Source organism: Streptomyces sp. LN549, assembly GCF_043203805.1.
Lineage (GTDB): Bacteria > Actinomycetota > Actinomycetes > Streptomycetales > Streptomycetaceae > Streptomyces.
On sequence record NZ_JAZHRI010000002.1, the window covers coordinates 43,163 to 62,853 of the forward strand.

At 68.8% G+C, this 19,691-nt stretch carries 21 protein-coding genes; 13 read left to right on the plus strand and 8 right to left on the minus strand.

The window, feature by feature from the left end; genetic code table 11:
- Positions 1 to 19: 19 nt before the first annotated feature.
- Positions 20 to 1,075, plus strand: a complete 1,056-nt coding sequence (locus tag SH922_RS00265) for a ferredoxin reductase (RefSeq protein WP_393053061.1) — start codon at positions 20 to 22, stop codon at positions 1,073 to 1,075.
- Between the two features lie 7 nt (positions 1,076 to 1,082).
- Positions 1,083 to 2,201 carry a fatty acid desaturase family protein gene (locus SH922_RS00270; protein ID WP_393053064.1) on the plus strand — a complete coding sequence of 373 codons (1,119 nt, stop codon included), beginning with the start codon at positions 1,083 to 1,085 and terminating at the stop codon, positions 2,199 to 2,201.
- A gap of 513 nt (positions 2,202 to 2,714) precedes the next feature.
- Here the strand turns inward: SH922_RS00270 and SH922_RS00275 are convergent.
- The 3 genes from SH922_RS00275 to SH922_RS00285 form a co-directional block, all read right to left on the minus strand.
- On the minus strand, positions 2,715 to 3,428 hold the full coding sequence (locus tag SH922_RS00275; RefSeq protein ID WP_393053067.1) for a restriction endonuclease: 714 nt from the start codon (positions 3,426 to 3,428) through the stop codon (positions 2,715 to 2,717).
- 17 nt (positions 3,429 to 3,445) lie between these two features.
- Positions 3,446 to 3,658, minus strand: coding sequence for a hypothetical protein (locus SH922_RS00280; protein WP_393053069.1), 213 nt, complete (start codon positions 3,656 to 3,658; stop codon positions 3,446 to 3,448).
- Positions 3,659 to 4,520: 862 nt separating this feature from the next.
- Entirely contained in the window at positions 4,521 to 5,402 is an 882-nt protein-coding gene (locus SH922_RS00285; protein WP_393053072.1) for a helix-turn-helix transcriptional regulator, read from the minus strand.
- 214 nt (positions 5,403 to 5,616) lie between these two features.
- Between SH922_RS00285 and SH922_RS00290 the strand changes: the two genes are divergently transcribed.
- The 6 genes from SH922_RS00290 (at position 5,617) to SH922_RS00315 (ending at position 10,694) form a co-directional block, all read left to right on the plus strand.
- Positions 5,617 to 6,633 (plus strand): zinc-dependent alcohol dehydrogenase family protein, encoded by a 1,017-nt coding sequence (locus tag SH922_RS00290; protein ID WP_393053075.1) that lies wholly within the window; start codon positions 5,617 to 5,619, stop codon positions 6,631 to 6,633.
- Between the two features lie 26 nt (positions 6,634 to 6,659).
- Complete coding sequence (locus tag SH922_RS00295) at positions 6,660 to 7,088, plus strand: cupin domain-containing protein (RefSeq protein ID WP_393053078.1); 429 nt, start codon at positions 6,660 to 6,662, stop codon at positions 7,086 to 7,088.
- Positions 7,085 to 7,750 carry an SDR family NAD(P)-dependent oxidoreductase gene (locus SH922_RS00300; protein ID WP_393053081.1) on the plus strand — a complete coding sequence of 222 codons (666 nt, stop codon included), beginning with the start codon at positions 7,085 to 7,087 and terminating at the stop codon, positions 7,748 to 7,750. The genes SH922_RS00295 and SH922_RS00300 overlap by 4 nt, the downstream gene beginning before the upstream one ends.
- 19 nt (positions 7,751 to 7,769) lie before the next feature.
- Positions 7,770 to 8,321, plus strand: coding sequence for a cyclophilin-like fold protein (locus SH922_RS00305; protein WP_393053084.1), 552 nt, complete (start codon positions 7,770 to 7,772; stop codon positions 8,319 to 8,321).
- Positions 8,322 to 8,494: 173 nt separating this feature from the next.
- Complete coding sequence (locus SH922_RS00310; protein ID WP_393053087.1) at positions 8,495 to 9,262, plus strand: glucose 1-dehydrogenase; 768 nt, start codon at positions 8,495 to 8,497, stop codon at positions 9,260 to 9,262.
- A gap of 577 nt (positions 9,263 to 9,839) precedes the next feature.
- Positions 9,840 to 10,694 (plus strand): hypothetical protein, encoded by an 855-nt coding sequence (locus SH922_RS00315; RefSeq protein WP_393053090.1) that lies wholly within the window; start codon positions 9,840 to 9,842, stop codon positions 10,692 to 10,694.
- 465 nt (positions 10,695 to 11,159) lie between these two features.
- Here SH922_RS00315 and SH922_RS00320 read toward each other — a convergent pair whose 3' ends face one another.
- Complete coding sequence (locus SH922_RS00320) at positions 11,160 to 11,618, minus strand: winged helix-turn-helix transcriptional regulator (protein ID WP_393053093.1); 459 nt, start codon at positions 11,616 to 11,618, stop codon at positions 11,160 to 11,162.
- A gap of 92 nt (positions 11,619 to 11,710) precedes the next feature.
- Between SH922_RS00320 and SH922_RS00325 the strand changes: the two genes are divergently transcribed.
- A complete protein-coding gene (locus SH922_RS00325) occupies positions 11,711 to 12,550 on the plus strand; it encodes an SDR family oxidoreductase (RefSeq protein ID WP_393053096.1) in 840 nt (279 codons plus the stop codon).
- A 276-nt stretch (positions 12,551 to 12,826) separates the two neighbouring features.
- On the opposite strand, the gene SH922_RS00330 is transcribed toward SH922_RS00325, so the two are convergent.
- Complete coding sequence (locus SH922_RS00330) at positions 12,827 to 14,266, minus strand: MFS transporter (protein ID WP_393053099.1); 1,440 nt, start codon at positions 14,264 to 14,266, stop codon at positions 12,827 to 12,829.
- Between SH922_RS00330 and SH922_RS00335 the strand changes: the two genes are divergently transcribed.
- A complete protein-coding gene (locus SH922_RS00335) occupies positions 14,251 to 14,847 on the plus strand; it encodes a CGNR zinc finger domain-containing protein (protein WP_393053102.1) in 597 nt (198 codons plus the stop codon). The genes SH922_RS00330 and SH922_RS00335 overlap by 16 nt on opposite strands.
- Before the next feature lie 227 nt (positions 14,848 to 15,074).
- Positions 15,075 to 15,443: a VOC family protein gene (locus SH922_RS00340; protein ID WP_393053105.1), complete on the plus strand. Its 369-nt coding sequence runs from the start codon at positions 15,075 to 15,077 to the stop codon at positions 15,441 to 15,443.
- On the opposite strand, the gene SH922_RS00345 is transcribed toward SH922_RS00340, so the two are convergent.
- Entirely contained in the window at positions 15,418 to 15,723 is a 306-nt protein-coding gene (locus SH922_RS00345; RefSeq protein ID WP_393053108.1) for a hypothetical protein, read from the minus strand. The genes SH922_RS00340 and SH922_RS00345 overlap by 26 nt on opposite strands.
- 130 nt (positions 15,724 to 15,853) lie before the next feature.
- Here SH922_RS00345 and SH922_RS00350 point away from each other — a divergent pair, with 130 nt between their 5' ends.
- Positions 15,854 to 16,348 carry a hypothetical protein gene (locus SH922_RS00350; RefSeq protein ID WP_393053111.1) on the plus strand — a complete coding sequence of 165 codons (495 nt, stop codon included), beginning with the start codon at positions 15,854 to 15,856 and terminating at the stop codon, positions 16,346 to 16,348.
- Between the two features lie 94 nt (positions 16,349 to 16,442).
- Here SH922_RS00350 and SH922_RS00355 read toward each other — a convergent pair whose 3' ends face one another.
- Together SH922_RS00355 and SH922_RS00360 are read right to left on the minus strand one after the other, a co-directional pair.
- Entirely contained in the window at positions 16,443 to 17,486 is a 1,044-nt protein-coding gene (locus SH922_RS00355) for a helix-turn-helix domain-containing protein (protein ID WP_393053114.1), read from the minus strand.
- 309 nt (positions 17,487 to 17,795) lie between these two features.
- On the minus strand, positions 17,796 to 18,707 hold the full coding sequence (locus SH922_RS00360; protein WP_393053117.1) for an SDR family oxidoreductase: 912 nt from the start codon (positions 18,705 to 18,707) through the stop codon (positions 17,796 to 17,798).
- Between the two features lie 318 nt (positions 18,708 to 19,025).
- Here SH922_RS00360 and SH922_RS00365 point away from each other — a divergent pair, with 318 nt between their 5' ends.
- Positions 19,026 to 19,616, plus strand: coding sequence for a TetR family transcriptional regulator (locus tag SH922_RS00365; RefSeq protein WP_393053120.1), 591 nt, complete (start codon positions 19,026 to 19,028; stop codon positions 19,614 to 19,616).
- The last annotated feature ends 75 nt before the right edge of the window (positions 19,617 to 19,691 follow it).

Sequence of the window (19,691 nt, forward strand, 5' to 3'; positions counted from 1 at the left end):
GGCGCAGCAAGCTGGAGTCATGACGAGTGCAGCCCTCCGCAGCAGGGCGTGGAAACTGCTGGAGATGGTCACGACGCCGCTGCTGCCGTCGGACTACCTCGACCTGGTCAGCCCGCTGCGTGCGAGCGCTGACCTGCGTGGGCGCATCGAGGCCGTGCACCCCGAGACGGGTGACGCCGCGACTGTCGTGATCAAGCCGGGACGGGGCTGGCGCGGCCACACAGCCGGTCAGTACGTGCGGATCGGGGTCGACGTCGACGGGGTGCGCCTGTGGCGTGCCTACTCCGTCACCTCGCCGACAAACCGCCAGGACGGCCGCGTCACAATCACCGTGAAGGCGATCCCGGACGGCAAGGTCAGCAACCACCTGGTCCGCAGGGCGAAACCGGGCACGCTGATCCAGCTCGACCAGCCGACCGGTGACTTCGTGCTGCCGCAGGCCAAGCCCGCCAAGGTGCTCTACCTGACGGCCGGCAGCGGCATCACGCCCGTGATGGGCATGCTGCGCGACATCGAGTTGGACGACGTCGTCATGGTCCACTGCGCGCCACAGCCGCGGGACGTGATCTTCCGCAACGAACTGCACGACCTGGTCGCGGACAAGAAGCTGCGGCTCACCGAAGTGCACACCGACACAGACGGCATGCTCGACATCGGCCGTCTCGACGAACTCGTGCCCGACTGGGCCGAGCGCGAGACCTGGGCTTGCGGGCCCGCGGGCCTGCTCGACGCCGCCGCAGAGCACTGGGCCGAGCACGGCGTACAAGAGCGCCTGCACACCGAACGCTTCCGCCCCAGCATCGTCGTCGCCGGAGACGGCGGCGAGGTCACGTTCAGCGCCACCGGCAAGACCGTCGACGCGGACGGCGCCACGCCGTTGCTGGACATCGGCGAGGAGGCCGGCGTGCTCATGCCCTCCGGGTGCCGCATGGGCATCTGCTTCGGCTGCATCACGCCGCTCAAGGCGGGCGCCGTCCGCGACCTGCGCACCGGAGAGATCACCGAGGCCGAGCCGGGCGTCCTCATCCAGACCTGCGTGTCCGCCGCGGCGGGCCCCTGCGACATCGAACGGTAGGAGCATCTTGACCGCCATCGACCCCACCGCCCACCTGACTGCGGAGCAGATCGAGGAGCTTGGCCGTGAGCTGGACGCGATCCGCGACGAGGTGATCGCCAGCCGCGGCGAGAAAGACGCCGCCTACATCCGTAAGGTCATCTCGGCGCAGCGCAAGCTCGAGCTGGTCAGCAGGGGCGTGCTGCTGTTCTCGATCTTCCCGCCCGCGTGGCTGCTCGGCACCGCCGGTCTGTCCGTGGCGAAGATCATGGACAACATGGAGATCGGCCACAACGTCCTGCACGGCCAGTGGGACTGGATGCGAGACCCGAAGATTCACTCCACCACCTGGGAGTGGGATCACGTCTCGCCGTCCGAACAGTGGAAGCACTCGCACAACGAGCTGCACCACACGTACACCAACGTGATCGGCAAGGACAACGACCTCGGCTACGGCATCATGCGCGTCGACGAAGACCAGAAGTGGCACCCGTTCCACCTCGGCCAGCCGCTGTGGAACTTCATCAACGCCTGCTTCTTCGAGTACGGCATCGCAGCGTACGACCTGGAGCTCGGCACGAACCTGCACAAGCGCCGCCGCAAGAACCCGGAGTTCCGCGCGCGGGCCAAGGCCGTGGGCCGCAAGATCCGCAAGCAGGTGCTCAAGGACTACGTGATCCACCCGCTGCTGTCGGGCCCGTCGTTCCTCACCACGCTCGCCGCCACGTTCACCGCGAACCTGATCCGCAACCTCTGGTCCCACTCGGTGATCATGTGCGGGCACTTCCCCGAAGGCGTGCAGGTCTTCGAGCGCCGGTCGATCAAGGGCGAGACGCGCGGCCAGTGGTACCTGCGCCAGATGATGGGCTCGGCGAACATCAGCGGCAGCAGGGCCATGCACTTCATGACCGGCAATCTGTCGCACCAGATCGAGCACCACCTGTTCCCGGACCTGCCGAGCAACCGGTACGCCGAGGTTGCGGTGAAGGTGCGCGCGCTGTTCGACAAGTACGAGCTGGAGTACGTCACCGGCCCGCTGCCCAAGCAGGTGTTCTCCGCGTGGCGCAAGGTCTTCCGACTCTCGCTGCCGAACAAGAAGCCCAAGGTCAAGACGCCGGACCGTGAGCAGGAGCTCGTCGCCGCCTGATTCCCGGTTCAGATCTCTCGGCCGTACCGGCGGCACTGGCGGCACCGCCGGGTTCGGTGAGATCCGTTGCGGACGGTGGGCGGCCGCGACGTCAGACCGTACGACACGGGATCCGGGCAGCCCGGCTCCCGGAACTGCTCGACCCCTACCTTCTGATCGAGCGTCCGCAGATCGTGGCCAAGGCCCAGCGCACGCTGCGGCGCCGTCACTGGGACCGTGTCCAACATCAGGGGTCAAGGCCCTGCCCCGCCAACCCCCGCACCCCGCACAGTCCTGTTCATCGCTCGGTTTCGCCACGGCGGGATCCTGAAGCGGCAGCACTGACAATCAGCCGCAGGTCAGACTGGGATTGCCCACGCCCGACCCCAGGGCGCCGGATGGGTTCGCGCTCGACAGTCTCCACACCCGGACGGCCGCAGGGGCCCTGTCTCACATGATCGCCGCTCAAAACGGCGCGTGTGTGGCCTCCTGCGCCTCGGTGCTGCTACCGCTTCGGCAACGGCTGATGGCGTTCTACCGGCTCGTGCGGGGCGCGGGGATCTTCGGCAGGAGCTCCCATAGGGGACGTCCGCCGCCGGCCCAGGCGGCGAGGGTCCGCCGATCGGCCAGGTGCATGTGCAGTTGGGCGGCGAGCGGTGCACAGCGGGTGGAGAAGCGGCCGTTGGTGACGACCAGGACGATGTCGGCGCCGTAGAGCTGGCGGGCGGTTCCGTTGACGCGCTGGAGGTCGGGAGTGCCGACGGCCGAGCCCCGGTCGCCGTCTCTGCGGTGTTTGCACTGGATGACCCAGGTGCGACCGTGGGGGTCGGTGGCCAGGACGTCGGCTCCGTTGTCGCCGGCTCCGCCGATCTGGCGGGCGTCGGTGCATCCGTCGCGGCGCATCAGGTCACGGACCGCGTACTCGAAGTCGCGGTGGTGCAGGGAGTCCAACTGCGGGAGTCCGTAGCGCAGCGCCTGCTGGCGTACCCGGTCCCATGCCCGCTGCTGCCGGTAGCGGTGGGCCCACCATGCCCCGCCCACCGCTGCGACGGCGCCCAGGACGATCAGGACCCACCAGTGCGTCGCGAGCCACGAGATCACCGCCCAGGCTGCTGCTGCGGCCAGGACGCCGGCGGCGAGCAGGAGCACCTGGCGGTCGCGCTGCCGCTGCCGGCGGGAGCGGACCGAGCGGCGGCGCGGTGCCGTTCGGCGTACGGGGCGGCGGCGTTGCGCGCGGCGGGTGGCCATCAAGGGGCTCCGGGTGGTCAGCGGCTGGAGTCGGTGATGCCGGAGGCGAGTTGGCCTAGGAAGTCGAGAATGCCCTCGCCGACCGGGGTCGGCGCGATGACCACGCCAAGGGCGAGCACGATGATCACGGTCAGCTTCTCGTCGTTCCGGCTGCGGGCCTCCGTACGGCGACGCAGACGCAGGAAGACGATCACGGCGAGCAGTACCCCCAAGTTGATCGTCAGTTTCAACGCCCGCTCCCCCGGATCACCCTCGGCCTCGTCCCGACCCCCTTGTCTACCCAGGACCCGACCGCCGCGCCGCCCAGTCACACGATGTTGACGGAAAGTGACTGCTTGGCTGGATCGAACCCGCGCACGACCCGTCGGGGCGAAGAAGCTGCGTCCGTGCGCCTGTCCCCCAGCCGGCGTTCGGGACCGAGAGGTTCAGCGACGTTTGCTCCGGCGGCCGAGCCGGCCGGGCAGCCGACGACGACGGAACGCGGCAGGAAGGGGTGGCGACGAGGGCTGGGGTGGCTGCGCCGGTCGCGGCGGCACGACAGGTTCGGGAGGCACAGGCCTCTCCACTCCCTCGACACGCTCCTCGGCGGCCGCCGTGCCAGCGGCCGTGGTGACCGGTTGCCCTTGGCCCCGGCGGCCCGCAGTCCGTCGTAGGTCAGTTCCCGCTGGAGGTCGCGCTGGAGTTCGCCGGCGCTGCGAGGGGCTGCACCATGAACTTCACGGTGGACAGCAGCTCTCCGGTGCGCGGTGAACTTCGGACGTTGGAGCGGATGGAGGTGCCGGCCTTCTCTTCGAACGGGATCGGGTCCTCGATCCCCCTCGTCCAGGACCAGATTCTGCCGGGCGGTCGACTGCTGGTCGGTCGAGACCCGCTTGCAGACCAGGTTCGCCATCCCGGGCGCCTTCCGCACGGAGGATCGGACCCTGTCTGTCACCAAACCCTGTCATCAATCACCAACGGATCCGATTGGATCAGCGCCGCTCCAGCGCCCGGAACGCCCGGGTTCATTGGACGCCCGCCGCGCCTGGCGTCATTCGATCGTTCAACGACAGGGGCGTTCATGGTGAGCATGTCACGGTTGGCCGGGGATCGTCAGTCGCTTGGGTGTGGTGCGAGGGCCTGGGGCGTGGCGGCCCAGGAGGAGAGCAGGCGTAGGCCCTCTTCGGAGGGTGAGCCGGGTTCGGCCGTGTAGATGGTGAGGGTGAGGCCGGGTTCGGCGGCCATTTCCAGGCCCTCGTAGGCGAGGGTGAGGTCGCCGACGGTGTGGTGGTGGAAGCGTTTGGTGCCGGTGCCGTGGTGGCGGACGTTGTGGGCGCCCCAGCGGGTGCGGAAGTCGTCGCTGCGGGTGGACAGCTCGCCGACCAGGTCGTGCAGGTCCTTGTCGTGGGGGTTGCGGCCGGCTTCGGTGCGCAGGATGGCCACGGCGATGTCGGCGGCCAGGTCCCAGTCGGGGTAGAAGCGGCGTGACGAGGGGTCGAGGAACTGGAACCGGGCCAGGTTGGCCTGGTTGCCGGCCGTGGCATAGACGTCGTCGTAGAAGGCGCGGGCGAGCTGGTTGGTGGCGAGGATGTCCATGCGGCCGTTGCGGACGAAGGCCGGGCTGGCGGTGACGGCGTCCAGCGCCCACTGCAGGCTCCGGTGCGCGGTCCAGGCCCGGGTGGCGCGGCGGCGGGGCCGGGTGAGGGCGTCGGAGCCGTCGGCGGCATGTGCCAGGTTCATGAGGTGAGCGCGTTCGGCGTCGTCGAGCTGGAGGGCGCGGGCGACGGCTTCGAGGACGGCCGGCGAGGCTCCGGCGAGGTTTCCGCGCTCCAGCTTGGCGTAGTACTCCACGCTCACATCGGCCAGCGCGGCGACCTCGCTGCGGCGCAGGCCGGGCACTCGCCGGCGGCTGCCTGCGGGCAGTCCCGCCTGCTCGGGGCTGATCTTCGCGCGCCGCGAGGTCAGGAACTCGCGGACCTCTGCCTGGTTGTCCACGCCTTCGACGGTACGTCCTGCCCGCGTCCATAGGGGTGTACTGGCAGTACACCCCTTGATGGTGTCTCGCTACGGGCGCGAAGTACGGGTTACCTGGATGACGTGGCGCTTTCCGCCCGTCCCGTCACGACGGGCGTGTACCCCGCTCTGTACACGGCGACGGTCCCGGTCATCTGGCGGCCGTACGCCTCGGCACGCAAAGGAAGTCCTACTCATGCGCGGCGCAGTGATCCACGCTCCCGGCGACGTCCGGTTCGAGACCGTGGACGACCCCAGGATCCTTCGCCCGACCGACGCGGTCATCCGGACGGCCGTGACCTGTGTATGCGGCTCGGACCTGTGGCCCTATCGCGGCGCGGAGCCGATCGGCGACCCGCACCCCATGGGCCACGAATACGTCGGCTTCGTGGAGGAGGTCGGCCCCGAGGTCACCTCGGTGAAGCCGGGCCAGTTCGTCGTCGGCTCCTTCGCGACCTCGGACAACACCTGTGTGAACTGCCGAAACGGCTTCCAGTCGAACTGCCTGCACCGCGAGTTCATGTCGACCTGCCAGGCCGAGTACGTGCGCATCCCCAACGCCCAGGGCACTCTGGTCGCCACCGACGAGGTGCCGGATGAGGGGTTCTGGCCGGGTCTGCTGGCCGTGTCCGACGTGATGGGTACCGGCTGGTGGGCCGCCGACGCCGCCGAGGTCAAGCCCGGCTCGACCGTCGTGGTCGTCGGCGACGGCGCGGTCGGCCTGTGCGGGGTGATCGCCGCGAAGGAGATGGGCGCGCAGCGGATCATCGCCATGTCCCGGCACGAGCCCCGTCAGAAGCTCGCGCTGAAGTTCGGCGCCACCGACATCGTCACCGAGCGCGGCGAGGAGGGCGTCGAACGGATCAAGGAACTGACCGGCGGGATCGGCGCGGACAGCGTGCTGGAGTGCGTCGGCACCGCCGAGGCCATGCGGCAGGCCCTGCACGCGGCCCGGCCCGGCGGCAACGTCGGCTTCGTCGGCGTCCCCCACGAGGTTGCGATCGACGGGCAGGAGCTGTTCTTCTCCCACGTCGGCCTGCGGGGCGGCCCCGCCCCCGTGCGCCGCTACCTCCCCGACCTCATCGACCGCGTTCTCACCCGCCGGATCGACCCGGGCAAGGTCTTCGACCAGACCCTGCCCCTGGACCAGGTCGCCGAGGGCTACAGGGCGATGGACGAGCGCCGCGCCATTAAGACCCTCCTCAAGCCCTGACCCTCCCACCGCCCGAAGGAGCAACCGTGCAGATCACCCACAGCTCGATCGACACCGCCAAGGGACCGGCCGACTGGTTCACCGGCGACGTCTACATCGACGCCGTCGCCGCCGCCCCGGCCCCGTCCCGCGTCACCGCGAACCTGGTCCACTTCATGCCCGGCGCCCGTACCCACTGGCACCGGCACCCGCTGGGGCAGACCGTCTTCGTCACCGAGGGGATCGGCCTGTGCCAGCGCCGGGGCGGGCCGGTGGAGGTCATTCGGCCCGGTGACCGCGTGCTGTTCGAGGCCGACGAGGAGCACTGGCACGGTGCCGCACCGAACCGGCTGATGGTCCACCTGGCCATCAACGAGGGCGACGACGACCACGACGTCGTGCACTGGCTGGCCCCCGTCACCGACGAGGAGTACCACGCCACCCCGGCCACGCCTGAACGAGGAGGAACACCGTGACCACCTTCGCCCTCATCGGCGCCGGCCCCGGCCTTGGCCTGGCCGCCGCCCGCCGCTTCGGGACCGCAGGCCACCGCGTCGCCCTCATCTCGCGTACCGCCCAGCACCAGGACGCCCTGGCCGCCGAACTGGCCCGGGACGACGTCCACGCCCGCGGGTTCACCGCGGACGTCCTCGACCCCGCCTCCCTCACCGCGGCCCTGCACGAAGCCGCCAACACGCTGGGGCCCGTCGAGATCCTTCAGTTCAGCCCCGTGCCCCGCGGCGACTTCATGAAGCCGGTCCTCGACACGACTGCCGCCGACCTGGACGACCCGGTGGCCTTCTCCGTGAAGGGCCCGGTGACCAGCGTGAACGCCGTCCTGCCCGGAATGCGTGAGCTGGGCCGGGGCACGCTGCTGTTCGTCAACGGCGGCAGCGCCGTACGCCCGAACCCGAAGGTGGCCGGTACCTCGATCGCATTCGCCGCCGAGAGCGCCTACGCGGCGATGCTCCACGACGCGCTCGCGCCCGAGAACATCCACGTCGCACAGCTGATCGTTCCCGGTGCGATCCGCCCGGGCGCTCAGCACTCCAGCCCCGACGCACTGGCCGAACGGCTGTACGGCATCCACACCGAACGCGGCACCTTCCGGCATTACGCCGAACCCATGCCCACCTGATCACTCCGGGACGCCCCTCATGAACAGGGCAGTTCGCCGCCGTCTGGTCCGCGTCGCTCCGACAGCCGCCCTGCTGCTGGACGTGACCGCCTGCTCCAGCGACGCGCAGGAAGCCACCTCGGCCGCCACGTCCTCCGTCTTCGCGTCTTCCACTTCCGCGTCCCCAGGTCAGCAGGAGACGGCAGCCACCACCCCGCCATCCACCTCCGAGAGGAGCACTGCCATGGGCATCCGGGTCACCCTTGACGGCCACCCGGTCGAGGCCACCATGAACAACAGCCCTGCCGCCCGCGACTTCACCGAACTGCTCCCGCTCACCCTGGACCTGAAGGGCTTCCACAGCACGGAGCGGGTCGCCGACCTGCCGCGCAAGCTGGACACCTCCGGCGCCCCCGAACCGGCCGCGGCCAAGGTCGGCGACATCGCCTACTACGCGCCCTGGGGCAACCTGGCCCTCTTCTACCAGGACGGGCCCGCCCCCTCCGCCCACCTGCTCATCCTCGGCCACCTCGACGTCAGCGCCGACCAGCTCGGCCGGGCGACGCGCATCACCATCGAAGCCGCCTCCTGACCCCTGACTTGGGCGAATACCCAAGCCTCCTGCCCGTATCCGCAATGCGAACCGGGGCGTGGCCCAGTGCCCTGCCCGCGTACCAGACGGCACCACCGCACCGGCGCCCTCACGGCGCTGACCCACCCACCGGGCCCCTCCTCGGCGGCCCGCCTTCCGATGGGAGAACACGCGTGAGCACCACCTACGACTTCCACGACAGGACCGCGTTCGTCACCGGCGCTGCCTCCGGTATCGGCCGGGCCACCGCCCTCGCCTTCGCCCGCGCGGGCGCACGGGTCGCCCTCGCCGACCTGTCCGCCGACGGCCTGCGAGAGACCGCCCGCCTCATCGAGGCAAACGGCGGCGAAGCCCTCGCCCTCACCTGCGACGTCACCCGCGAGGAAGACGTCCAGGCCGCGGTCGACCAGACCGTCGAACGCTTCGGGAGCCTGGACGCGGCCTTCAACAATGCCGGTGTCGAGCAGCCCGTCCAGCCGGCCGCCGACACCGCCAAGGAGGACTGGGACCGCATTCTCGGCGTCAGCCTCACCGGAGCGTTCCTGTGCACCCGCGCCCAGATCCGGCAGATGCTCCGGCAGGACGGCGGCGGCGCGATCGTCAACGTCTCCTCCGGCGCCGGCGTCAAGGGCTTCAAGGGCCAGGCCGCCTACGCCGCCGCCAAGCACGGGATCATCGGCTTCACCCGCTCTGCCGCGCTCGACCACGCCGCCCAGGGCATCCGAGTCAACGCCGTCTGTCCGGGCATCATCGACACCGAGATGATCCGCCGCTTCGGCGACACCCGGCCCGGCGGCAGGGAAGGACTCATCGCCGACGAACCCGTCGGCCGTCTCGGCAAACCCGAAGAGATCGCCTCCGCCGTGCTCTGGCTGTGCTCTACCGACGCCGCCTTCACCACCGGCGCCGCCCTCGTCGTCGACGGCGGCCAGACCGTCTGACCCCACCGGCACCCCCGTATGACAGGCCCCGCCGAATCTCCGCGCTCCGTCGAAACCCCTGTGAGGAGCCGTCCCCATGTCATGGCACTGCCTCATCCGCAATTCAGTGCACCGCGTGTGCTGGGCGTGGACGACTTCGCGATCCGTCGCGGTCAGATCTACTCCACCGTCTTGACCAGCGTCGAAGACCAACGCGTGGTCGATACCGGGTACTCCCGACGCGTGAAGCCGGGCCACTGGCCGTCTGGCTGGCCGGTCACCCCGGCGTGAGAGATCATCTGCCGGGACCGAGCGGGCGCCTAGCTCTGCAGGTCACCGACCGCTTCCATCTGTGGCTGGCCTCGGCCGAGCCGTGGAGACGTGCGTCGCCGCCCACCGCGACTGCCTGAGCAATCCTTCGCCCAGCGGCATGGTGCCGGGAGGCCGCCGGACCGGCCTCCCGTCGGCCGCAGGGCGACTCGGTGCCCGCCGGCGGGCCGAGCGGACGAAGGCAGCGCATGCCCTGGTCCACGAGCTCTTTACTCAAGGTCACTCACGCCGGGCGATCTCCCGGCACCTGGGCTGGGAGATCGACACTGTGCTCCGGTACGTAAACGCCGCACGCTGGCAGGACACCATGCGCGACAACCGGCCCCGCCCCAGCAGGCTGGCCCCCTACAAGCCCTACCGTGAGCGCCGTTTCGCCGCAGGATGCACCAGCGCCATCCACCTCCACCGAGAACTCCTCGCCGACAACGTACCCGTCACCTACCAGATGGTCCGCGCCCACATCGCCACCCTGCGCGCGGCTTCGGCCAACGCCCCACCCCGGCCGCTGACATCGCGACTGCGGCGCCTTCGGCCGATCGCAGCAGCCCACCCTCGAACACCTGCAGACGGTGCAGCGCCGCGTGTCCGGCACCGACGTCACGCTCAGCGACGTCCTTTCAAGGACGAAAGGGAAATCCAGCTGAACCTGGACGCGCCACACGGCGGGGCCTATGTGGGGCCCACGGAGATCGCGGTAGGTCGTCATCGCCTCCACGAGCTGTGCGGCTACACCTCCGCCGACCACTCATCGTTCAAGTTCTACGCGGACGGCCCGACCCGCGTCGTCGTCGAGGCCACGAACGACGGCACCGACCTTGCCGGAAACCCGTGGTCGATGACCGTCGTCGAGCTGGTCGACGTGATCGACGGGAAGATCGCCAAGAAGCGCACCTCGGTCCAGGCCGCATTCGTTCTTCGCGCTCTGGAAGCATTCCTCGACCTTTCAGCGGCAGCCGGCGATACGTACGAGGTCGGCGACGGTGGCGTCCAGGGGTGCGCTGGCGAAGTAGTAGGCGAGTTCGTCGGGCCGGCGATGCTGCGGCGGGCCAGCATCCAGCGTTGTGGCTGGGCTCGTCGCCGTCGAACTCGCACAGCTGGCAGGCGGGCTGCGGCCCAGTCGTAGAAGCGCTCGCCCTTGGCGCCGTCTCCTGCGGAAAGCCGCTGCCTGGCATCGGGCGGGGCCTGGCCGATGAGGTGGTCGATGCGCGGCGGTGGTCGATGCGCGGGCCGTGGACCTGCTGGGACTTCGGCACGGCCACGACGCCAGCGAACGCCCCCTCCGCCTCCAGTCGGCACCAGGCGCCAACCAGGCACCACTGTCCCGCAGCATGAGCCGCAGCAGCTCTACCTCGGTGTCCATCGACACCTCTGCTCCGTCGGGTGGCAGGGCCGGCTGCTGCCGCCATAGAGGTGCTGGTCCCACCCAACGTGCACCGCTGCCTCGTAGGACTCGCGGGTTCTGTCGTAGCGGGTGGCGGTCGCGCGGCCACACGTAGGACAGGTCCTCCATGGACAGTGTCTTGGTGGCGCGGCCTTTCTGCCACTGGTCCGTGCTGGGGGTACGCATGAACCCTTCCTGCTCACACGGTCAGTGTTCGTCGTCGAGATGACGAAGCCGTTGAGGGCCTGGGGTGGTCAGCCGCTTCGCTTGACCTGTTGCGCTCAGCCGCTCCGTGGCGGACGCCCCGCCGGCTGCGAGCCGCTGTGTGATCCGGTCGAACAAGTCCGTCAGTGGCGCACCGACGTCCCTGCCGAACTCAGTCAGCCCGTAGGTGACTTGGGGTGGCGTCGTCGGCTCGACCTTCCGCCAGACCAGGTCGTCCTGGACCAGTGCGCGCAGTGTCTGAGCGAGCATCTTCTCGCTGATGCCCTGGATGCTGTCGCGCAGCTCGTAGAACCGAAGGTCGGTGCTCCGCAAGGAGATCAGCACCCAGATACCCCACCTGCTGGTCACGTGGTCGACCACGTCGCGCGCAGGGCAGTCGGTGTGAAACACCTCATACCGATTGCCCGCCTCGGCCTGCGTCAGCTGCGCGCCTTCCCTCATGTCCGGAGCTTACCTCTGGGTATGTTCTTACGAAAAGTAAGCCTGCCTCCTAGCGTCAATTGCCGCAGTGCACAACGGACTAGGAGCTGAACATGATCGTGGTGACCGGAGCTACGGGAAATGTGGGCCGGCCTTTGACGCAGGCCCTGGCCAACGCGGGCGAGCAGGTGACGGCAGTTTCACGGCACGCGGCAGCAATGCCGGACGGGGTCCGGCACGTGCCCGCGGACTTGGCCGAGCCGCAGGGCCTCACCCCCGCTTTGGACGGGGCGAAGGCGCTGTTCCTCCTACTGTCCGGCGACCTGCACGCCCCCGAAGCCATGCCGACCGACATCATCGACCTGGCCGCTGCCAGCGGGGTCCGCCGAGTCGTCCTGCTGTCTTCGCAGGGCGTGGCGACCAGGCCGCTCGGCCCGTCGCGGATCGCGATGCGCGCGGTGGAGGACGCGCTGAGAGAGTCCGGCCTGGACTGGGCCGTCCTACGACCGGGCGGCTTCGCCTCCAACGCCGTGGCGTGGGCGGAGTCCGTCCGCACGGAAGGGACAGTCGCCGCACCCTTCGGCGATGTCGGGGTTCCGATCGTCGACCCGGCGGACATCGCCGAGGTTGCGGCGGCCTGCCTGCTGGACGACCGGCACACCGGCGGAATCTTCGAGCTGACCGGGCCCGAGGTAATCACGCCCCGTCAGCAGGCGGAGGCCATCGCCGCCGCGCTCGGCTCGCCGGTGCGGTTCCATGAACTCACCCGTGAGGAGGCCAAGGCCGCGATGACCCGGTTCGTGCCGCCGGAGCTCGCCGACGACACCCTGGACATCATCTCCGCCCCGAACCCCGCCGAACTGCGGATCAGCTCGGACGTGGAACGAGTCCTCGGTCGCGCTCCGCGCCGTTTCAACGACTGGGTCGCCCGTAACATCGCCGCTTTTCGCTGAGGCACAACTCAGCTGAAGCGCCCGGGCAGCCCCGTGCGGCTACGGCAGCACGGGGCTGCCCCATGACGTCACCACCCACCACCATCCAAAACTCAAGAGCCGGAGCGACCTGACAGGGTCCTGCTGGTCTCCTGCGCCGGAGAGCCGTTGGCAGGAGCCGGCGAGGGAGTCGAGGATCTGTCCGGCTGTTTCGGTCCAGGTGAGCGGGGGTCGAGTTCTCGTTCCACCGGCTTTGCCCAGGCGCGGACGTCAGATTCCAGGGAGAGCGGCGATGTCCTATGGATCGCCTCCTTCGGGCCAGCCGCAGCTCACAGCCTCTGAACAGGACACGAACCGCGCGAACCTACAGCGGGCCGGAAGGGCCGGTGCGCCCAGAGATGGGCGCACCTGACCGCCGCCCGTACTTCGATCCTCGTGTAGCAGCCGAAAGCAATCACTCCACCTTCGCTGAGAATCGCACAACTTCGACATCGTGCTGTCCTCGGACGAGTTGGCGGTTGCCGACGGGATCACGAAGAAGACCAGTGCTGCGAGGACCGCCACGCTCGCTGCGAGTGCCAAAGTGTCTGGAAGAGACCAAGACGCGACTGGTCCGGCGACTGCTGACCCCAGGGCGAATCCGGTGATCTTCAGGCTGGCGCCGGTGGTGAAGATTTGGCCTCGCAGGTGATCTGGGGCATCTCGGTGGCGGACTGCGAACAAGGCGGCCAACTGAGGTCCCTCACCGACCCCCGCTATGAGTACGGCCACGATGAGTACGACTGGTTCACCCCACGCGGCCAACGCCAGCGCGGCAGCCTGGACAAGGGCGCTGGCCCAGATGATCGTGTCGGGGGCGACCGAACGCGGAAACCGAGCGAGTGCGACGTTGGCCACCAAAGCTGAGATCGCCACGCAGGAGAGCAGCACCGCGCCGCGACTGGCCCCGCCCAGAACACGTTCGCCGAGGAGCGGGATGCACGCCATCAGCATTCCCTGGGCGATGCAGGAGACGGTCGAGGTGAGAGTGGCTCGGGCCAAGGACGGTCTTCCGATGATGACCCGAACTCCGGCAACAAGGTCGCTGGTCACCGAAGTTGCCTGCACTCCCAGCACTCGATCGGGACGGGCGGGCAACATCCACGCGGCGGGCAGCGCCAAGGCGATGAGCACTACAGAGACCACCACGGCCATCGGGGCGCCCAGCGCCTCTGCCACGCCGCCAGCGAGAGCCGGACCAGCCAGACTCGCCATATTGAACGTCATGGCATCGAGCGCATTCGCCCGAGGCAGGTGGTCACCCACCACCACACGCGGAAGTTGGGCCGTCCATCCGCCCGACAGGGCGGGCCCCAGCAGCCCTGTCACCGCTGCGATCAAGATCGTGACAGCGAACGGCCACCGCCCTAGTCCCCCAAGAATCATCCCCAGCCCCACCGCATATGTGACGAGGACCCCAGCCAGCAGGCGTCCCGGCCGATCTGCTCTGTCAAGGAGCGCCCCGAGCATCGGCCCCCCTACCGCGGCAGAGATCGTGAGGCCCGAGAGCAGCGACGACGCGGCGATGGTCGATCCGGTCAAAGCAAATGCTGCCAGCATCAACGCCGGTCCTGACATCTCGTCCCCGGCACGGGCTGCCACTGCTCCGACGAGATAGAAGCGGAGTGAGTAACGCTTTCCCATCATCAGGACGTTACGAAGGTAACTGGAACCTTCGCAAGATGCGTTACATTCCACAGGTGTCATTCCACAGCGACGATTGGTCCACCCGGCACTCCGTGTTGACCACAGCCCGGCGCACCGCCGCCCTGATCAACGTCCTGGCTGACAGCTGCCCCGACCCAGCTGACGTCGCCGACGTGCTCCGCGCATACGGTGAGACCGACCCCGTCGACCTCACCACCCGCGATATCGCAGAGATGCAGGCGGCTGCGTCCCTGCTGCGGCTAGTCTTCGCCGCCGAGCATGCCGGTGACGCCGCGGCCACCCTCAACCAGCTTTTGACGGACCGCACCGGACCGCTCCGCCTGACCTCACACAGCGGCAGCACTCCCTGGCACCCTCACCTCGACCGCGAGGACAACGCCCCCTGGGACGAGTGGCTCCTCGCCTCGTCCTGCATGGCCCTGACCGTTCTCGTCTGGGACCGCCAACGTCCGCCAGGCAGGATCTGCGCATCCCCCACCTGCCAGAACGTCTTCATCACCCAAGGCAGCGGCCCGGAGCGTCGCTACTGCTCCCGCCGATGCGCGACCCGCGAACGAGTCGCAGCCCATCGGCGCTCCCGCTCTGCCGAGCAGCCGAGCGAAGCCAAATAGGGCGCCAAGGTCCAGCGCAACATCGCTCAGCCTTCGATGAGAATCACTGAGCTCCGCCATCTTGAAGTGGCTGGTCAGCGGGGTGGCGTGACCTCGTTTCGGGGTGCTCGTGCTGGCCGTGGGCGGCAGTCTGTGTTGCAGATCGTCCGGCGGGTGTGGTTTTGCCGATGAGATCCCCGTCCTCGAACGGTCTACCCAGCGACACGACCGTTCTCGACAGGAGTGCCATGTCCACCATCCAGCCCGTGATCCTGACTGCCAACCAGGAGGTTCTGCTCGGCTTCTATAAAGAATTGTTCGGCGCTGAGGAGATCTTCCGGGTGCCGGAGGAAGGCCCCACCTTCTACCTCGGCCTGCGCATCGGCGACACCGACCTCGGGCTGGTGGCCAAGGAGAACCCGGGTACCGGGGCGGCGCCGCGGATCCTGCTCAGCATCGGTGTCGACGACGTCGACGAGACGCTCGCCCGGGTGGAGGCGCTCGGCGGCTCGGTCGGCGGAGGCCCCAATGACATGCCGTGGGGACAGCGCGTCGCCCACATTAAGGATCCCGACGGCAACCCGGTGAACCTCACTCAGCCGATCCCGGCCCGTTGACGCGGTTCCGGGGGGGGGCGGCGGCCTCTCGCAACAGTGCCGGCTCGTCCGGCTGCTGCAGGAGCACCAGGCGGTGGGCCAGGTTGCGAACCCAGACCGGCAGATGCCCGTCGACCATGTGCGGGCTCAGCTCACGCAGCATGGCGCGGATCGAATCTGCGTCAGCGAAGGTCAGTTCTTCGACGAAGTAGTGCTCTTGGCGGTCGCCGTCGCACTTCGGCGTAGGTCGGTACTCGTCCCCGTAGAGACACCAGGCGTGCTCCGTCAGGGTGCTGTGCATGTTCTGGAGCGTATGCCGCCTTGATCCGCCGGACAGAGCCTGCCCGGACCGCTCCGCGATGCTGCTCCGTTGGGCGAGACCGGAACGATGCCTCGGCGCCCCTCAGCCGACCATCTGCGAGGATCGCACAGTGCTGCGAACCGTTGAGATCACTGCCGAACTGACAGTGCCCCTCCGAGGTGAGGTCTTCCACAACCTCCACTGGCAAAAGAAGCTGGACCTGAGCTTGGACTGCTTCACCTGTGAGCGCAGCGGGCGCACTACTCACTTCCGATATGGCGAGGAATGCGCGGTTTGTTCAGGTAGTGAGAGAGCGGAGCATCCGGCTGCGGCTCGTGTTGCCGCCTTCGACGTCACCGATGAACGGGAACGGACGGTGCTCCGGGCTGTCGTCGACTACTGGTGGGCGCCGTTCCATGACATCAAGCGGGACCAGCCGGCGGCCGCGTTGACGCGCACGCCATGGGTTCGGCTGCACCTGGGATACCGCTGCCCGGAATCGCAGAAGGCCGAAGCGCTCAGCATCCAGAGCAACATGGTTCGCCCTGTGAGCCAAGCCTGCATCCACTGTGCTCACCCTCTCGCCACCAGCGCACAGTCCCCCGACATCCGCTTGCTGTCTTGATCCTCACCGGCATTATTTTCCCGGTCGCCGGCGAGCGCGTGAGTGTCGTTCCCGGTCGCTAAGTGGTCGGCTCCGGAAGTCCGTCGGGGGTTGATCAGGCTGACTGGGCGGCGGAGAATTCTTCCTGGTGATCGGTGGTGCGCCGGTCGAGTCTGGCCAGCAGATCGTCCAGTTCGGAGGTGGTGAACCTCCACTGGAACGGCTGTGCCGTGGCGTTGTAGCGGTCTTCGAAGTCTCGGAGCCGGTCCCTGACCTGGGTCAGGTTGGTGAAGTCGTTGGGTGAGACGACCTTGCGCTGCACCACGGAGAAGTAGATCTCCACCTGGTTCAGCCATGAGGCGTGGACGGGGGTGTGCACCAGGACTGCGTTCGGGAACGCCGTGGCCAGCCGGTCGGCGGCTTTCGTGCCGCGGTGGGAAGAGCCGTTGTCGACGATCCAGAACACCCGTTTCGCACTGGCGTAGGGCTCCTGGCTCATGACCTGGGCGACCAGGGCCATGAACGGCTCGATGCCGGTGCGGCCGAAGACCTTCGCGCGGTGGACGTCGTAGGCAGCCAGGTAGGCCAGCGCGCCGCCCCGCCCGTAGGTGTGGTTCACCCGCATGGCGCGGGCCGCTCCGGGGGACAGGGTGGGGTGGCAGCGGCAGCTGGCCTGGATGGAGGTCTTTTCGTCAGAGCTGACGACGTACTCCTGCGCGCCCAGTGGAACACCCTCGAACGTGGACGCAGAGACGGGGCCGGTAATGCCGCGTGCGGTCAGTTCGGCGGCCAGCTCGGGACATGACCAGCGCGACAGCGGGATGCCGGTCTCGGCTGGTAACTGGCAGGCCAGGGCCTTGGTCTCGGCGACCTGCACCGGGGCGAACCGGGCGGGGCGCCCAGAGCGTCTGGCGTCGGCCAGGGCCGGCAGGCCGCCCTGGGAGAACCGGCCTCGCCACCGACGTACCGTGTCCAGGTGCAGGCCCGTCTCCCGGGCGATCCGGGCGTTGGAGTGGCCCCGCGCCGCGTGCAGCACCACCTGCGCCCGGATCCGGGCCTGGTGAGGGGTCTTGTGACCGAAGGCCGCCTTTTTCAGGCGCTGCCTTTGCGAGGCGGTCAGGGATATCGGGCAGGCGGCGGCAACGGGCAAGGCAGGCAAGCCGATCAGCAGGAGTGGATCTTACCTGCGGGAGCTTGCAGTGCCCCCGCCACGACGACCGGGCGGGTTGGACGCATGCCCACCCGTGCCGGAGCCGATCAAGTCCCTCCTTCGCCCAGCTGACCGCCCGCGCCCGCGCCTGCTGCCCCAGCTCGCAGGTCTGGGCGTCCGTCACCGCGGCGGTTGGCCTGTGTGACGGCGAACTGGCTGTCGGACAGAGCGTCGGTCCCCGTCAGGGACTGCGGCCTCTGCACGACCCGGACGCCCCCAAGGACACCGACGACGGGAGTTCGGATGGGTGTGAGGGGGTCAGGAGGCCGACGTGGCCAAGTAGTCGCCGTGCTCCAGGTCATCGAGAAGTGTCGGATGGGTGGGAGACCAGCCGAGCAGCTCCTGTGTGTGGGCACTGGAGACGGGCGCGTCGAAGCCGTAGACCCTGGCCATGAATGGGCTGACGTAGTGCCCGGCGGCCTCGTCGGGGGTCAGCGAGACCGTGGGCAGGTCCAGGGCCCGGGCGATGGTCTGCGCGATGCTCTTCATGGTGACGCCGCTTTCGGCAACTCCGTGCAGCACGCTCCCCGCAGGGGCCTTCTCCAGGGCCAGGCGGAACAGGACCGCGGCGTCGAGCCGGTGTACTGCGGGCCACCGGTTGGTGCCGTCGCCGACGTAGGCCGAGACGCCGGTCTTTCGCGCGGTGGCGATGAGCATGGGGATGAAGCCGTGATCTCCGGGGCCGTGGACGGTAGGAGCGAGGCGGACCACGCTCGCGCGTACTGCCCGGGCGGCGAAGTCCAGACAGGCTCGCTCGCCCGCGATGCGGAAGGCGGCGATCCCGGCCGCGTCGGGTTCGTCCTTCTCGGTGGTCTCCCGGCCGGCGGGCATGACCAGCGTGCCTGAGGTGATGACGAGCGGCTTGCCCGAGTGTTCCAACGGCTGGCCGAGGGCCTCGATCGCGGTCCGGTCGCGCCTCATCATGTCGTCGAGGTCGGAGAAGTCGCCGCCGTAGGCCATGTGCAGGACGCCGTCGGCGGCTTTGGCGCCGCGGCGCAGGCTGTCGTGGTCGTCCAGGGAGCCGCGGCGTGGTGTGGCGCCCAGCGACTCCAGCCGGGTGGCTGCGGCATCCGAGCGCGCCAGACCAGTGACGTTGTGGCCGGCCGCGAGGAGCTCGGCGACGACGGTGGGGCCGGTCTGGCCGGAACCACCAGTGACAAAGATATGCATGAAACGCTCTTTCTGTGGGTGTGTGCACCGGGGCGCTGAACGGGTCCGGTGCGGGTGAGGCGGGATTGGCCTGCCTTCGAGGGCAGCAGCGCAGCGACCTGTCGCATGCGCCTCGTCAGGGCCTGCGAGGCGGAACGGAGACCTTGATCGCCTCGACGGCGTTCGGACCGAAAGGTCGGGGTCGCTGCCACCAGCGACGAAACCCTCCCACTCAACGACAGTCACTGGCGCTAAGTAGCGCCAGTGACTGACATTATGTAGCGCCAGTAACTGGCGTCAAGTGGTGCCAGCCGCTGGCGTATGCGGTATCTTCAAGGGGTGCCACGAAGCGGAGCAGAAGCGCGCCGCCGCCTTCAGCAGGCGGCTCTGGAGCTGTACCGGGAGCGCGGGTTCGACCGGACCACCACGGCTGAGATCGCCGCCCGGGCAGGCGTCAACGAGCGCACGTTCTTCCGGCACTTTCCGGACAAGCGCGAGGTGCTCTTCGGCGGCGAAGCCGACCTGCGCGCCGCGCTGATGCAGGAGGTTGCTGACGCCCCCGATGGCCTGCAGCCACTCGGCATTCTGCTGTGCGCCTTCCGGAAAGCCGGACGAATCCTTGAGGACAACCGCCCGTTCTCCGAGCCACGGCTAGCGGTCATCGCCAAGACGCCAGCCCTGCGAGAACGTGACTTGGCGAAGGCCGCAGCCCTCACCGAAGCCGTAGCAGAGGCGCTACGTCAGCGTGATGTCCCCGACCGGCTGGCCAGCCTGGCCGCACAAACCGGCTGGGCCACCTTCCACCACGCCGCCCAAGCCTGGATCGACGACCCCTCACAGAGCTTGGACGCACACCTCCTCCAAGCCTTCGACGATCTGCACGCCCTCTCCGCGACCGTCCCAACGGGGCAGGCGCGGCCTGAAAGCTGATACCGCTCCGCCCGCCACCACCTGTCACCGCGAGCAAGCGGGTTCCAAGACCTCGACGAAAGGAGGGGCCGAACC